Annotated in this window: 13 protein-coding genes; 6 read left to right on the forward strand and 7 right to left on the reverse strand. The window is 71.4% G+C overall.

Going from position 1 to position 14200, the window contains the following annotated elements:
• Positions 1 to 314: 314 nt before the first annotated feature.
• The 3 genes from QSK30_RS35845 to mihF form a co-directional block, all read right to left on the reverse strand.
• Positions 315 to 1466 carry a PucR family transcriptional regulator gene (locus QSK30_RS35845; RefSeq protein WP_285509865.1) on the reverse strand — a complete coding sequence of 384 codons (1152 nt, stop codon included), beginning with the start codon at positions 1464 to 1466 and terminating at the stop codon, positions 315 to 317.
• 61 nt (positions 1467 to 1527) lie between these two features.
• Positions 1528 to 2670, reverse strand: a complete 1143-nt coding sequence (locus QSK30_RS35850) for an isochorismate synthase (RefSeq protein WP_285509866.1) — start codon at positions 2668 to 2670, stop codon at positions 1528 to 1530.
• A gap of 141 nt (positions 2671 to 2811) precedes the next feature.
• Complete coding sequence (gene mihF, locus QSK30_RS35855; protein ID WP_172803343.1) at positions 2812 to 3123, reverse strand: integration host factor, actinobacterial type; 312 nt, start codon at positions 3121 to 3123, stop codon at positions 2812 to 2814.
• Positions 3124 to 3515: 392 nt separating this feature from the next.
• On the opposite strand from mihF, the gene QSK30_RS35860 reads away from it, so the two are divergent.
• Positions 3516 to 5153 (forward strand): long-chain fatty acid--CoA ligase, encoded by a 1638-nt coding sequence (locus QSK30_RS35860; protein WP_285509867.1) that lies wholly within the window; start codon positions 3516 to 3518, stop codon positions 5151 to 5153.
• 170 nt (positions 5154 to 5323) lie between these two features.
• Complete coding sequence (locus tag QSK30_RS35865) at positions 5324 to 5812, forward strand: PadR family transcriptional regulator (RefSeq protein ID WP_285509868.1); 489 nt, start codon at positions 5324 to 5326, stop codon at positions 5810 to 5812.
• Between the two features lie 180 nt (positions 5813 to 5992).
• Here the strand turns inward: QSK30_RS35865 and QSK30_RS35870 are convergent, their stop codons facing one another.
• The 3 genes from QSK30_RS35870 to QSK30_RS35880 form a co-directional block, all read right to left on the reverse strand.
• Positions 5993 to 6496: a DUF4232 domain-containing protein gene (locus QSK30_RS35870; RefSeq protein WP_285509869.1), complete on the reverse strand. Its 504-nt coding sequence runs from the start codon at positions 6494 to 6496 to the stop codon at positions 5993 to 5995.
• Between the two features lie 73 nt (positions 6497 to 6569).
• Positions 6570 to 7619 (reverse strand): gamma-glutamylcyclotransferase family protein, encoded by a 1050-nt coding sequence (locus QSK30_RS35875; protein ID WP_285509870.1) that lies wholly within the window; start codon positions 7617 to 7619, stop codon positions 6570 to 6572.
• Positions 7616 to 8002 carry a winged helix-turn-helix transcriptional regulator gene (locus QSK30_RS35880; protein ID WP_285509871.1) on the reverse strand — a complete coding sequence of 129 codons (387 nt, stop codon included), beginning with the start codon at positions 8000 to 8002 and terminating at the stop codon, positions 7616 to 7618. Before QSK30_RS35880 ends, QSK30_RS35875 begins: the two co-directional genes overlap by 4 nt.
• A gap of 121 nt (positions 8003 to 8123) precedes the next feature.
• Between QSK30_RS35880 and QSK30_RS35885 the strand changes: the two genes are divergently transcribed.
• Entirely contained in the window at positions 8124 to 8972 is an 849-nt protein-coding gene (locus tag QSK30_RS35885) for an SDR family oxidoreductase (protein WP_285509872.1), read from the forward strand.
• Positions 8973 to 9635: 663 nt separating this feature from the next.
• Entirely contained in the window at positions 9636 to 10013 is a 378-nt protein-coding gene (locus QSK30_RS35890) for a hypothetical protein (RefSeq protein ID WP_285509873.1), read from the forward strand.
• A 14-nt stretch (positions 10014 to 10027) separates the two neighbouring features.
• Here the strand turns inward: QSK30_RS35890 and QSK30_RS35895 are convergent, their stop codons facing one another.
• Entirely contained in the window at positions 10028 to 11680 is a 1653-nt protein-coding gene (locus QSK30_RS35895) for an FAD-binding oxidoreductase (protein ID WP_285509874.1), read from the reverse strand.
• Here QSK30_RS35895 and QSK30_RS35900 point away from each other — a divergent pair.
• On the forward strand, positions 11679 to 12284 hold the full coding sequence (locus tag QSK30_RS35900) for a TetR/AcrR family transcriptional regulator (RefSeq protein ID WP_285509875.1): 606 nt from the start codon (positions 11679 to 11681) through the stop codon (positions 12282 to 12284). The two genes, QSK30_RS35895 and QSK30_RS35900, sit on opposite strands and share 2 nt — an antisense overlap.
• On the forward strand, positions 12281 to 13855 hold the full coding sequence (locus QSK30_RS35905; protein ID WP_285509876.1) for a glycerol-3-phosphate dehydrogenase/oxidase: 1575 nt from the start codon (positions 12281 to 12283) through the stop codon (positions 13853 to 13855). Before QSK30_RS35900 ends, QSK30_RS35905 begins: the two co-directional genes overlap by 4 nt.
• Positions 13856 to 14200: the final 345 nt, after the last annotated feature.

Below are 14200 nucleotides of genomic sequence, written 5' to 3' on the forward strand. Positions count from 1 at the left end.
TCGATTGGCTGGACTGCCTTCGCGCGGGGCCCCTAGGCGACCGCGTGGGGAAAAAGCGTGGGGAGAAGGGCATCCCCACCACTGAGGCAAGTTTAGCGGTCGCCTCCCCCCACACGAAGGCAGTCCAACCAATCGAGCATGTCCGTAGCGGGTGTTGCGTACCAGCGGGCTCGACATTTAGAGATTTCAAGACAGAGATTCAAGGACTGACAATGAGTGGCGGGACGGAAAGATCGGGCTGGGCTGGGCTGGGCTGGGCTGGGCGGGCAGGGCGAGGCGGGACTGGGCTGGGCTGGGTTAGCTGCTGCGTTCGGTCAGCCGGTTACCAGGTCCAGACGCACCACTTCTACTGCCATGAGTAGTTCTGCGCCGTCTCTTGGGTGTGCCGGGTCTCTGCCCGTTAGTTCCTGGATGCGGCGGATCCTGTATCGGACCGTGTTCGGATGGACGAACAGTCGCTCTGCCGCGTCCTTCGCTGACCCTGATTCGTCGAACCAAGCCAGCAGTGTCTTGACCAGCACGTCTCGTTCGCCCGGTGTCAGGGTCATCAGGCCTGCCAGTACTTCCCTGGACAGTTCCGCCGCCAGGTTCGGTGCTCCCGCGATCAGGGTGGTCAGTGGGCGGTCGCCGAAGGTGATCACTCCGGTCTCGCCTGGTGCCAGGCAGCGGCGGGCGATCCTGGCTCGTCTCAGTGCTGCCGGGAGTCTTCGCAGGCCGGTGATCGGTGGGCTCACCCCTACCCCGCCCGCCGCTGATCCCAGGGCCTCTTTCAGCGCGCGGACGTCTGCGGATCGTTCCACCACAACGATTCCCACTTGGCCGTGCCAGGCGGAGCGCCACCGGTCTTGGGGGAGGGCGGTTGGGGTGCCACCGACGATCACGACGAACGGGCCTTCCGGGGACAGGTCCAGCGCTCGTGCGGCGTCGTCGAACTCCGTGTCGCGGGTGAGGCGGCCTTCGAGCAGTGCGTCCAGCAGGGCTGCTCTGGCTTTCACGTCGTAGCGCGCCGAGTCGGCGGCTACTTCGCTGTAGGCCGTGGCGATGGCGTCGGAGTACGAGTCGATGATGCGCCAGACCGTGGCCGAGACCGGGAGGAGTTGTTCCGGGGTGATCACGCCGGGCGGTATGGCGCGTTCCATCAGGGCTTCGTAGGTGAAGGTCCCCGAGATCCGGAAGGCGCGCAGTACGGCCGAGAGCGGGATGCCCGCGCGTGCCTGGGCGCGGCCGGTCTTGCGGGCTGAGCCGAGGTTCACCTCGCCGCCGTCGATGAAGGCGTTGAAGGCGTGGCGGAGGTTGACCTCGCAGACCTTGAACAGCTCGACCCCGTCGACGCGGCGGTAGGACTGCTCCTTGGTGCCCAGGAGGTTCGCCAGTTCGCGGGCGAAGTCCGGCAGCCTCGCCAACTGCGCCTTGACCAGCTCGCGCAGCTCGGGAGGCAGCGGCGACGTGACAGTCGGAGTGCCCACGGAACCGACTCTAGCCCGTCACAACCGCGTTTCCTACCGGCCGTTAGCTTGCTGGACCCGGCTACAGACCGAGGGCCTGGAGCAGGGTCCGGAACTTCGCCGAGGTCTCCGCCAGCTCCGCCTCCGGGCGAGACGCGGGCATGATCCCGGCGCCGGCGAACAGGCGCATGGCGTTGCCCGAGACCTCCGCGCAGCGCAGGGCCACGACCCACTCGCCGTCGCCGGAGGGGGTGCACCAACCGACGACACCGCTGTAGAAGCCGCGGTCGAAGGGTTCCAGTTCGGCGATCGCGGCCCGGGCGGCGGCGGGTGGGGTACCGCACACCGCGGGCGTCGGGTGCAGCGCGGCGGCGAGGCGCAACGACGAGACGTCCGGGTCGGCCAGTTCGCCGACGACCCGGGTGGACAGGTGCCAGATCGTGGGGGTGCTGACCAGCGACGGGCCCGCGGGCACGTACAGGCTCCGGCAGAACGGGCGCAGGGCCTCGACCACGGCCTCGACCACCAGCCGGTGTTCGGCCTGGTCCTTGGCCGAGGCCAGCAGCGCGGCGGCCGCCGCGCGGTCGGCCGCGGGATCACCCCCGCGAGGGAGGGAGCCCGCCAGCGGGTTGGACACGACCTGGGTGCCGGACCGGGAGAGCAGCAGTTCGGGGGTCGCCCCAACGAGGGTCCCCCCATCGGGCAGCGGTGTCGCGAACGTGTAGCCGAGCGGGTTCGCGGCCGCCAGCCCGGGCAGCAGCCGGGCCACGTCGACCGGCTCGTCGAAGCCCAGTCGCAGCGTCCGGGCGAGGACGACCTTGCGCAGGCCGTCGTCGGCCCGCAGCGCGCTCACCGCCGCCGCGACCGCCCGGGCGTACCCGTCGGCGGGCGGCTCCTCGACCCACGACGAAGCGGTGGAACCCCAGGTCGGAGTCGTGGTCCGGTACGGGTGGACAGTCCCGGCGCGACGCGCGGCGGTGGGGATGACCACGTGGGCCTGCCCGGCGAAGGGCAGCGCGCCCACCGCCAGCGGCGCCCGGGTGTCGACCAACTGCTTGGTGACCTGGGCGGCGAGCTCGTCCGGGTCGGTCTCGGCGACCACGGCCTGCGCCCCGCTCGCCAGCACGGTGTGCTCGGGCCCGGCGAGCAGGAAGTCGCCGGGCCGGTAGCCCTCGACCAGTCGGGCCGGGTCACCCGGGCCCGTCGGGTCACAGTCCGCGTCCATCCCCCCATCATGCCCAGCGGATCGCGCTCCGGCGGGCGGGCGGGCTATGGCCTTGCCCACGCGCTTGACCACGCTTAGCGACGAAAAACCGCAGGTGGGCACCCCTGGGGGTGCCCACCTGCGGGGTACGGCGTACTGGAACTAGTTGAGCGCGTCGATCAGCGCGGAGCGCTGCCGGTCGCCGAGACCGGCGGCCCGCCGGTCGGGGTCGATCCCGGCCTGCTCGAGCAGGGCCGCGACCTTGACCGCGCCCAGGCCGGGGACGGCCTTGAGCAGGGCGGCGACCTTGGTCTTGCCGATGGTCTTGTCGTCCTTCGCCTTGCCGAGCACCGACGCGATGGTCCGCTCCCCGGACTTGATGGACGCCAGTAGCTCGGACCGGGCCTTGCGGGCCTCGGCGGCCTTGGCGAGCGCGTCCGCGCGCTGCTCGGGAGTCAACGTGGGCAGAGCCAACGTGGTAATCCTTTCCTTCTTCACCCGACCGCGGCAGCGATCGGGTCAGCAGTGGTTCAGCGGGCATCGCGACTACCGACGGTCACCGGAGCGGTAGCTGAAACCCGCCCTAGGCGAACCGCGCGACCCGGCGGCCCGATGCCTCTCACCAGTAAACGACACCTCGCAGGGCAACATACCCCCGACACGCGCAAAGGACCTGCGGAGGCCGCAGGTCAGGCCGCCGCGACGCAGCGTGACAGCATGATCAAATACCCGGATTGGTCGATTTTCCCCGTGTCGCGCGGGTCCGCGGCGCACTAGGGTGCTCCCTACTACCAGTCAGTAAGTCGGGGCCCCGATCCGCCGCGACGGCGCCGCCGCCGTCCGACCCCCAGGGAGCTTGATCAACGATGCTGAGCACGATGCAGGACGGGAACCTGTCCATCGCCACCCTGCTGCGGCACGGCTCGACCGTGCACGCGGGCAGCGAGGTCACCACCTGGACCGGCGCCGAGGGCCGCACCGCCACCTTCGCCGAGGTGGGGGTCCAGGCGGCGAAGCTGGCCAACGCGCTGCGCGGGCTGGGCGTCACCGGCGACCAGCGGGTCGCGACGTTCATGTGGAACAACCTCGAGCACCTGACCGCCTACCTCGCGGTGCCCGCGATGGGCGCGGTCCTGCACACGCTCAACGTCCGGCTCTTCCCCGAGCAGCTCACCTACATCGCCAACCACGCCGAGGACCACGTCGTCATCGTCGACGCCTCGATCGCGCCGCTGCTGGCCAAGGTGCTGCCGACGTTCACCACCGTCCGGCACGTCGTCGTGGCCAACGGCCCGGCCGCGGCGATCACCGCGCCCGAGGGGGTGGAGGTGCACTCCTACGCCGAGCTGCTCGACGCCGCGCCCGCGGAGTTCGACTGGCCCGAGCAGGACGAGCGCGCGGCGGCGGCGATCTGCTACACCTCCGGCACCACCGGCAACCCCAAGGGCGTCGTCTACTCGCACCGCTCGATCTGGCTGCACTCGATGCAGGTCTGCATGGCCGACGGCATGGGACTGTCCTCAGCGGACACCTCGCTGGTGATCGTGCCGCAGTTCCACGCGATGGCCTGGGGGATGCCCTACGCGGCGTTCATGTCCGGCGCGTCGCTGATCATGCCGGACCGGTTCCTGCAGCCGGAGCCGCTGGCCGCGATGATCACCGCGCTGCGCCCGACGCACTCGGCCGCGGTGCCCACGATCTGGCAGGCGATGCTCAACCACCTCGACCAGCACCCGGCCGACCTGAGCTCGCTGCGCGAGGTCGTGGTGGGCGGGGCGGCGTGCCCGCCGTCGATGATGCACACCTTCGCCGAGAAGTACGGCGTCTACATCACCCACGCCTGGGGCATGACCGAGACCTCGCCGCTGGGCACCGTCTGCCGCCCGCCGGTCGGGCTCACCGACGAGGAGACCTGGGCCTACCGCTACACCCAGGGCAGGCTCCCGGCGAGCGTGCGCGCCCGGCTGATCGGCGAGGACGGCACCGAGGTGCCGTGGGACGGCGAGGGCGTGGGCGAGCTGGAGGTCCGCGGCCCCTGGATCGCCGGTTCCTACTACCGCCTCGACGAGGACGGCGAGGGCGCGGAGAAGTTCAGCGACGGCTGGCTGCGCACCGGCGACGTGGGCACGTTGACCCCCAACGGTTTCCTCACCCTCACCGACCGCTCCAAGGACATCATCAAGTCCGGCGGCGAGTGGATCTCCTCGGTGGAGCTGGAGAACCACGTGATGGGCCACCCCGCGGTCGCCGAGGCCGCGGTGATCGGTGTGCCGGACGAGAAGTGGGACGAGCGCCCGCTGGTGACCGTCGTACTGCGCGCGGGCGCCACCGCCACGGCCGAGGAGCTGCGCGGGTTCCTCGCCGACAAGGTCGCCAGGTGGCAGCTGCCGGAGAACTGGGCCTTCATCGAGGAGGTCCCCAAGACCAGCGTGGGCAAGTTCGACAAGAAGGTGCTGCGCGCGGCCCATTCAGAAGGACGGCTCGACGTCAAGCACCTGGACTGAGCCAGTCGGCGCCCCGGGGCGGCCGCCGGCCGTCCCGGGTACCGCCGAACGGGGACAGGGGTTCACCCTGCTAGGTAGGGTCTTAGAGTTCCGCCGAGCCAGGAGGTGACCCCCTGCCCACTGACCCCCATCCCCGCAAGCTCAACCCGACCTCGTTCGTGGTGCTGGGCATGCTGGCGCACGGCCCGGCCACCAGCTACGACCTCAAGCAGCGGGTCGGCTTCACCATCGGCAACTTCTGGGCGTTCGCGCACTCCCAGCTCTACGACGAGCCGCTCCGGCTGGCCGAGGCGGGCCTGCTGAGCGTCTCGGCGGAGTCCGGCGGGCGGCGGCGGCGCACCTACTCGATCACCGACAGCGGCCGCGAGGCGCTGCGCGAGTGGCTGGCGGCGGCGACGCCGGAGGAGACCGAGGTGCGCGACCTGGGGCTGCTCAAGCTGTTCTTCGCCACCTTCGGCACCGCCGCCGACCTGGCCAACCTGGCCCGCACCCGGCGCGAGTCGCACCGCGACCGGGCCGACGGGTACGCCGCGATGCACCAGCAGGTCATCGACGTGGCCGACCCGTGGCAGGTCAAGTCCCTGGAGCTGGGCATCCGGATCGAGCGGTGCGTGGAGCAGTTCTGGGCCGAGTTCGAGGAAGAACTCGGCACCGACTGACAGTTGCCTGTTTACAACTCGACCCTGAAGAGTGAAAATATCCACCATCGGTTGCTTCGGGTCTCAGACACACCCGGGGCGGCCGTGGTGGGACGCGGAGCGCGTCCCACGGGTCGGGGTGGTGGGGGTGTCCACCGGTGGGACGGCATCGCGGACACCCCCACGCCCGCCCCCGAACCCTCATCCAGCGGCCGGGTAGTAGGCGCTGTTGCGGATCAGACCGCCGATGCAGACTGAGCCGAAGGTGAACGTGACCGTGAACGCGGTCGTGCCGTCCGGCGGGATCACCCGCAGACCGGTCGACTCCGGCTGGCACCGCCCGGTGGTCGGCTCCCCCTCACCGGGTGAGGCCCACCAGTCCAGGACCTTGTCCGCACCCGCGCCCGGCCGCAGCACCACCTGGCTCGGGCCGGGGTTGGCGACCCGCTCCGAGTTGGTCGGGTTGGGCCGCCCGTCAGCGGCGGTGAGCTGCAGGCCGCCGTACCCGTAGAGCGAGCACGTCGTCGCGGACGCGTTGCGCACGCGCATGATCGCGTGCCGCTGGCCCGCCCCCGGGTCGAGGCTGACGATCGCGCCGGACAGCTGCGTGGACACGCACTTGGCCGTCGGTGCCGCTGCCGCGTCGGTCGCCGGTACGACCACGCCCAACGCGACCAGGACCGCGGCGAAAGAACTCCCCCACATGATTTCCCCCTTGCGTAGTGAGGGGACCTTGGTACCAAAGCCGCCGAAAGCCCTGCCGCGCAATGGGTTTCGTTCACCCGATCGGGGGCCAACTCGCCGCGAGAGCGGCCATCCCGTCGACCGGGGCGGTCCAGACGTACGTCCAGGCCACGGTGCCGTCGGACAACACCACCCGGACCCGGGCGTAGTTCGCGCCCTCGTAGGCGTCCGTCGCCGCCAGGTCCGCACCCGCGCGCAGCGGCACGAGCCACCCCGGCACCCCCGGCCCGACCCCCGGGCACAGGGCGGGGTAGCCGAAACCGGTGTCGTACATGGTTCCCGCGAGCCGCGCCTGACGCGCCGAGCCCGCCGCGTGCGGGGCGAGCAGGTGCCAGTGCGAGGCGCCGGGTTGCAGGGTGCCGTAGACGAACAGCGACCGCGGGTACTCGGCCGGGTCGGGCGCGCCGGTCAGGACCTCGATGTCCAGACCATCCCCCGCGGCCGGTTCACCGACCAGGCCGACCGCTACCGCCTGCGGCACATCGGCGCAGCGGACCAGGTGCCCGTCGACGAGCAGCGGGCGCCGGATCGCCGACGCGCCAACGTAAGTGGGGACGCGGTCGAGCACGCCACCGTCGTCGACCAGGGTCACCCGGCCCGAGGAGACCCGGGCCAGGTGGTAGCGCTCGCCCCGCCCCTCACCGACGTCGAGCACCGCGACCTGCGCGGGGGTGAGCATCAGGACGGCGTGCTCCTCGACCGCGCCCGGGTACGCGGCCAGCACGACCGGCCGCTGGTCGTCGACCACCCGGAGCCCGGCGGCCCACACGGCGGCGAGGTCGGCGCACCGGGCACGCAGGACCACCACCGGCTCGACCAGCCCGAGCGTCTCGCGCAGCCAGGTGAGCTTGGACGGGCAGGGGTTGGAGCCGTAGGAAAGCACCGGCACGCGCTCGGCGAGCGGCTTCGAATCCCTTGTGGTGAGCCAGGAATCCAGGTCTTGGTCACCGACCCGCCAACCGGAGAGGCTGCCCGCGTCGGCGCGCAGCGGCGAGCCCGAACCGGCGTTGTGGACGTAGGAGAACGGCGGGCGGGAACCGGGATAGGGCAGCGCGGGGAAGTCGGAGTCGGCGAACGGGTTCACCGGGCCGCCTTGCGGGCGTCGTACTCCTCTTGCGCGACAAGGATTTCCGGCGTCTTCTCCTCGATCAGCCGGTAGACCACGCGCACCTGCTCGGCGATCAGCGCCCCGGTCTCGGTGAGCGAGTAGTCCACGTGCGGCGGGATCACCGGCCGCACCTCGCGGTGCACCAGCCCGTCGCGCTCCAGCGCCTGCAACGTCTGCGCGAGCATCTTCTCGCTGACCCCGCCGACGGCCCGGCGCAGCTCGCTGAACCGGCGGGTGCCGTCGAGCAGCACGCCGAGGACCAGCACGCCCCACCGGCTGGCGATGTGCTCCATCACCGTGCGGCCGGGGCAATTGCGGTCGAACACGTCGAATGATGTGGTCTCGATCATGCCGCTCATCAGGCGCACACCTCCTACCTGGACTCTTTCGTGAAGGTAAGTATAGGACTTCAAGGTAGGTACTTACCAGTGGTTAGTACCCCTCGTACGGTTAGCGCACCACAGACGAGGGAGAACCACCATGACGATCCTGGTCACCGGCGCCACCGGGCACTTCGGCGGGCGAGCCGTGCACCACCTGCTGGACCGCGTCCCGGCGAGCGAGCTGGTCGTGTCCGTCCGCGACGCGGGCAAGGCCACCGGCTTGGCCACCCGCGGCGTCACCGTGCGGCAGGGCGACTTCGACCGGCCGGAGACCCTGGACTTCCACGGCGTCGACACCCTGCTGCTGGTCTCGGCCAACGGGCCGGACGCCGAGCGGACCGCGGGCCAGCGCGCCGCCGTCGACGCCGCGGTCGAGGCCGGCGTCGGCCGGATCCTCTACACCAGCGTCACCGACGCGACGACCTCCCCGCTGGGCCTGGCCAAGGTGCACGCCGACACCGAGGAGCGCATCCGGGCGAGCGGCGTGCCGTTCACCTTCCTGCGCAACGGGATGTACCACGAGAACTACACCGCGGGCCTGGCCCAGTCCGTCGAGCACGGCGCCCTGGTGACCTCCACCGGCACCGGCCAGGTCGCCTCCGCGAGCCGCGACGACCTGGCCCTGGCCGCCGCGATCGTCGCGACGACCGACGGCCACGACGGCGCGGTGTACGAGCTGACCGGCCCGCGCGCCTGGTCCTTCGACGAGCTGGCGGGGATCGCGGGCCAGGTGTCGGGCAAGCCGCTCCCGCTCGCGGCGGTGACCGACGACGAGTTCAAGGCGGGTCTGCTCGGCTTCGGCCTGCCGGGATTCCTGGCCGAGCTGCTCACCGACATCAACGCCAACATCCGGGTGGGAACGCTCCGCGAGGTCCGCCCCGACCTGGCCAAGCTGATCGGCCGCGAACCGACGCCGATCGAGACCGCGGTCCGCGCGGCGCTGTAGGGAACGCAGCAGCCGGCCGGGGCACGCAATCCACCGGAATCGCGCGATCAGGTCGCCCCGGATTGCCCGTTGTGTCTTGGGCACGTGCGGATGAGGTGCCCGAGAAGGGCGGTGGTGCTCGATTGGTTGGACTGCCTTCGCGCGGGGCCCCTAGGCGACCGCGTGGGGAAAAAGCGTGGGGAGAAGGGCATCCCCACCACTGAGGCAAGTTTAGCGGTCGCCTCCCCCCACACGAAGGCAGTCCAACCAATCGAGCATGTCCGTAGCGGGTGTTGCGTACCAGCGGGCTTGGGTTTAGGGATGCAGAACGTTAGGGATGAAGAACTAGAGCTCGGGCGGGGGCTCTCTGCTGCGGCAGGTCTTGGGGCGTAGCTAGAGCCCGGGCGGTGGCTCTCTGCTGCGGCAGGTCTTGGTGTGTACAAGTGCCGCTGAGGCTGCTGCGGTGCACGACCGCTTGGCTGATTACCGCTGAGTCACCATTCCGGTGCGCACCGTTGATCCGGCATGCTGCGCCGGTGGCCGCTCCGGTGGCCGCCGGCTGGCGGAGCCTCCCGAGGTCCCCCGACGGCTGAGGAGGACCCCTCGTCACACGCGCCGTGGCGTGGGGTCTTCCGCCGAATCGCCCCTAGCCGGCGGGCCGGGTCATCAGTCACGCTCTCCGCCATGACGACCGACGGGGGCGACCCGCTCGCCCAGATCACGCTCGCGCCGCGGGCCTTCGCGGCCGTGCTGGCCGTGGTCGCGCTGGTCACCGGGCTCGTCCTGGCCATCGTGCCGGTCGGCGTCGCGCACCCCGACCCGGCGCACAAGGCCTCGGTGACCTGCGGGAACACCCTCGGCGGTGTGGAGACCGACGCCGTGGTCGCCGACCTGGGGCAGCCCGACCGGGACGAGACGACCCGCTACCTCGACATGTGCGAGCGGGCGATCAGCAACCGCGGCGACTACGCCGTGATCCTGTTCTTCGGCGGGTTCGTCGGCGGTCTGGCGCTCAGCGTCGTCCGCCGCAAGACGCAGGCACAGGCACAGGCAGAGACGTAGGCACAGCGCCGGGGCTAGACGAGCTTCCCCGGGTTCAGCACGCCGTCCGGGTCGAGTTCGCGGCGCACCGCGCGCAGCACGTCGACGCCCAGCGGGCCGATCTCGCCCGGCAGGTACGCCGCGTGGTCCACCCCGGTGGCGTGGTGGTGGGTGATCGTGCCCAGGCCGACGATCGCCTCCGACGCCGCCGCCTTGGCGTCGCGCCACTGGCCGACCGGGTCTTCGAGGTCGCGCGGGACCAACGTCGTGAAGTAGAGGGAAGCGCCGGTCTCGTACGAGTGGGAGATGTGGCACGCCACGATCGGTCGGCGTTCGCCCGTGGTCAGCGAGGCCACCAGCGCGTCCCGCACCGCGGTGCGCAGCTCGCCCAACCGCGACCAGTACGTCGCCGTTTCCAGGGTCTCCACGCACATACCGACGTCCATCAACGCATCCCGCTGCCGCGGCCCGGAGAACCTCCCGTGCCGCCAGACCTCCCCGGCAGCCGTGCCGAGGCGGACAGCTTTGCCCAAGAAGCGCAGGGAGGACCGTCTACGCAAGAGCATCTCGTGCTTGGTCTGTCCTTCCCACCCGATCACCAGCAGGCACGGCTCCGCGATGCCGCGGGCCTTCAGATAACCGCGCAGCGCGGCCATCTTCCAGCTACCAGCGAGCGTTAGTCCTACCTCGGTCTCTTGGGGATCTGACAACCGTGTGACCGTCCCCAGCGCGCTGGCCTGCGCCAACGCGCGCACGACCTCCGCGCCCCCCGCGAAACCGTCCACGACAAAGCCCTCATACCGCTGCCACACCGGCGCGGGGCGCACTCGCACGGTGACCTCGGTGATCACGCCGAACGCGCCCTCGCTGCCGACCGCGAGCTGCCGAAGATCCGGCCCCGCTGCCGACGCGGGGGCAACACCAACGCTCCACTCCCCGCGCGGGGTGGCCAACCGGACGCCCTCGACCATGTCCTCAAACCGGCCATACCCCGCCGACGCCTGTCCGGACGAGCGGGTGGCCGCGAACCCGCCGAGGGTGGCGCGTTCATATGACTGCGGGAAGTGCCCGAGCGTCAGACCGTGTGCGGCGAGCAACCGCTCAGCTTCCGGGGCGACCACACCGGCCTGGAAGACCGCCAACCGCGACACCGGGTCGACCGAGACGAGTTCGTCCAACCTGCACAGGTCCAGCACGACAACTGAGGACTTGTCACCGCGCAGCGCGGCCACGCCGCCGACCACGGAGGTGCCACCGCCGAACGGGACGATCCCGACACCGTGCTCGGCGCACACCTCCACCACGCGCTGCACCTGCGCCGGATCGGCGGGCAGCACGACGGCGTCCGGCACCGGCAGCTCGCCGGAACCCCGGCGGCGCAACAGGTCCAGGTACGACAGCCCGCCCGCGCGACCCAACCGGTCCGCACGCTCGACCAGCACGTGCTCGGGCCCGACAATGGAGCCCAGGACAGCCCGCACCTGGGCGGGCAGCTCCGACTCGGCCACCGCAAGGCCGGAGTCGGGCGCGACGGGCGTGCGCCGCGGTGTCAGCCCGGTTCTCGCGCTCAGCCATCGGCTCGCGTGCGCGGGCAGCTCGGCGTCAGCGGCGCCGGACGACGTCCAGCCGCCGCGGATCCGGTGGTCGAGGTGGTCCACGGGCACGTTCACGGATAGAGTGTGACACATGACGTTAAAACGTCACACCGCTTCACCCAGTCGGGTGGGTGACGACGTCCTTTTGGACGCGGCGCGCGAGTGCGTGCTCGACCAGGGGGTGCGCCGGACGACCCTCACCGACGTGGCGCGGCGGGCGGCGGTGAGCCGGATGACGCTCTACCGGCGCTTCCCAGACGTGCGCAGCCTGCTCGCGGCCCTGATGACGCGCGAGTTCGGCCAGCTGCTCACCCGCACGAACCGCTCCGCCGGCGGCCCGCACGCCCGGGCCCGGCTGGTCGCGGGCGCGGTGGCCGGGGTCCGCGCGATCGTGGCCGACCCGCTCATGCGCACCGTCCTGGACCGCGACGGCGAACTCGTCCTGCCGTACGTGGTGCAGCGGCTGGGCAGCACCCAGCACATCGCCGAGCAGTTCCTGCTGTCCCAGCTGGTCGCGGGCCACGACGAGGGCTCGGTCCGGGTCGCCGACCCGGCCACCCAGGCCCGCGCGCTGCTGCTGGTGGTGCAGTCGTTCGTGCTCTCGCACGGCCCGGCCACCGCCGACGTGGACGCCGAGGAGCTGCTCGGCGAGCTCGCGCACCTGCTCGACGCCAGCCTCAGACCGGAGCCGCGATGACCGACACCGCCCTGCACGCCGAGCGCCGCGCCGCCGACCTGGCCGCGCTGGCCGCGGGCGAGGTCGTCGACCTGCTCGTGGTCGGCGGCGGCGTCACCGGCGCGGGCGTGGCCCTCGACGCCGCCGCGCGCGGGCTCACGGTGGCCCTGGTGGAGGCCGAGGACCTGGCCTTCGGCACCTCGCGGTGGTCGAGCAAGCTCGTCCACGGCGGCCTCCGCTACCTGACCAAGGGCGACGTCGGCCTAGCGCACGAGAGCGCGGTGGAGCGCGGGGTGCTGATGACCACCACCGCCCCGCACCTCACCCGGGCGCTGCCGCAGTTGGTCCCGCTGCACCCGGCGGTGTCCAGGCGGGACGCCGCGCTCACGTTCACCGGCCTGCTAGCGGGCGACGGCCTGCGCCGCGCCGCACGCACCCCGTCCACCCTGCTCCCCCGCCCACGCCGGGTGTCCACGGCCGAGGCGCTCGCCCTGGCCCCGGGACTCCGCCGCGCGGGCCTGCGCGGCGGACTGCTGTCGTTCGACGGCCAACTGGTCGACGACGCCCGCTTGGTCGTCGCCCTGGCCCGCACCGCGGCGGGCTTCGGTGCGCGGGTGATCACCCGCGCCCGAGTCACCGGCCTGACCGGCACCAGCGCGGAAATCGTCGACGGCCTCACCGGCACGGCAGTGGAGGTACGGGCCCGCGCCGTGGTCAACGCGACCGGCGTGTGGGCAGGCGACCTGGTCCCCTCAGTCCGACTCCGCCCGTCACGCGGCTCGCACCTGGTGCTCGACGCGGCCGCCATCGGCACCGGGGCAACAGCGCTGACGGTCCCCATCGCGGGCTCGTTCGGCCGCTTCGGCCTGGTACTCCCACAGGACGACGGCCGGGTGTACGCGGGCATCACCGACGAACCGGTCGACGGCCCCGTGCCCGACGTGCCGACCGTGCCAGAGTCCGATGTGGACATCCTGCTGGAGGTCGTCTCCGCAGCCCTGGAACACCCCCTCACCAGGGCCGACGTCCTGGGAGCGTTCGCCGGCCTACGCCCGCTGGTCGACTCACCCGGCACAGCCAGCGACTCCCGCAGCGCAGACCTGTCCCGCCACCACGCCGTACTAACGGCACCAAACGGCGTGATCACCGTGGTCGGCGGCAAACTGACCACCTACCGCAGAATGGCCGCCGACGCCGTGGACGCGGCCACCGACGCCGCAGGCATACCAGCAGGCCCGACCCGAACCAAGGCGATAGCACTGGTCGGCGCCGCCCCACGAGATGCCTTGTCCTTTGTAGACGCCCCACGCAGACTGGTCGCCCGCTACGGCACCGAGGCGTCCACCGTGCACTCCCTGGCCCTGCTGGACCCGGAACTCGGGACACCGATCGCCCCGGGCAACCCGATCACCGCCGCAGAGGTCGTCTGGGCGGTGCGCCACGAGGGAGCACTGAGCGCGGAGGACGTCCTACACCGCCGCACCAGGATCGGCCTGGTCACCGCAGACGCCGAAGCAGCCGAACCGGCGGTGACCGACCTGGTGGCCCGCACCCTGCGCGGCCTGGCCACCCTGGGCTCCGCCACCCCGTAAAGACCACCAGACCACCCCCACCCCATCTATCCACCCACCACCAAACCGCAGCGGATAGGCCGACCCGCCGGTAAGCAACAGGATCCCAGACCCGCTGCTACGTAAGTAAATCCGCCCCCACCAAACCGCAGCGGATAGGCCGACCCCGCTGACACCCAAGTGAATCCCGTCCCCCCAGCAAACCGCAGCGGTTAGGCCGACCCCGCTGGAAAGCGAGTCCCGCTACGGATGCTCGATCTGGTGGACTCGCTTCGTGTGGGGGGAGAGTGCCGCTAAACTTGCCGTGGGTGGGGATGCCCTTACCCTGCCCTTTTCTCTCCACCGCGGTGCTCTAGGGGCCCCGCA

Source organism: Actinokineospora sp. NBRC 105648 (assembly GCF_030269645.1).
Taxonomy (GTDB): Bacteria; Actinomycetota; Actinomycetes; order Mycobacteriales; family Pseudonocardiaceae; genus Actinokineospora.

Coding starts and splice junctions, on each gene's coding strand:
- QSK30_RS35850 (WP_285509866.1), bottom strand. CDS start 2,670: ATGGACGCGGACTGTGACCCGACGGGCCCGGGTGACCCGGCCCGACTG.
- QSK30_RS35860 (WP_285509867.1), top strand. CDS start 3,516: ATGCTGAGCACGATGCAGGACGGGAACCTGTCCATCGCCACCCTGCTG.
- QSK30_RS35865 (WP_285509868.1), top strand. CDS start 5,324: ATGCTGGCGCACGGCCCGGCCACCAGCTACGACCTCAAGCAGCGGGTC.
- QSK30_RS35870 (WP_285509869.1), bottom strand. CDS start 6,496: ATGTGGGGGAGTTCTTTCGCCGCGGTCCTGGTCGCGTTGGGCGTGGTC.
- QSK30_RS35880 (WP_285509871.1), bottom strand. CDS start 8,002: ATGAGCGGCATGATCGAGACCACATCATTCGACGTGTTCGACCGCAAT.
- QSK30_RS35885 (WP_285509872.1), top strand. CDS start 8,124: ATGACGATCCTGGTCACCGGCGCCACCGGGCACTTCGGCGGGCGAGCC.
- QSK30_RS35890 (WP_285509873.1), top strand. CDS start 9,636: ATGACGACCGACGGGGGCGACCCGCTCGCCCAGATCACGCTCGCGCCG.
- QSK30_RS35900 (WP_285509875.1), top strand. CDS start 11,679: ATGACGTTAAAACGTCACACCGCTTCACCCAGTCGGGTGGGTGACGAC.
- QSK30_RS35895 (WP_285509874.1), bottom strand. CDS start 11,680: ATGTGTCACACTCTATCCGTGAACGTGCCCGTGGACCACCTCGACCAC.
- QSK30_RS35905 (WP_285509876.1), top strand. CDS start 12,281: ATGACCGACACCGCCCTGCACGCCGAGCGCCGCGCCGCCGACCTGGCC.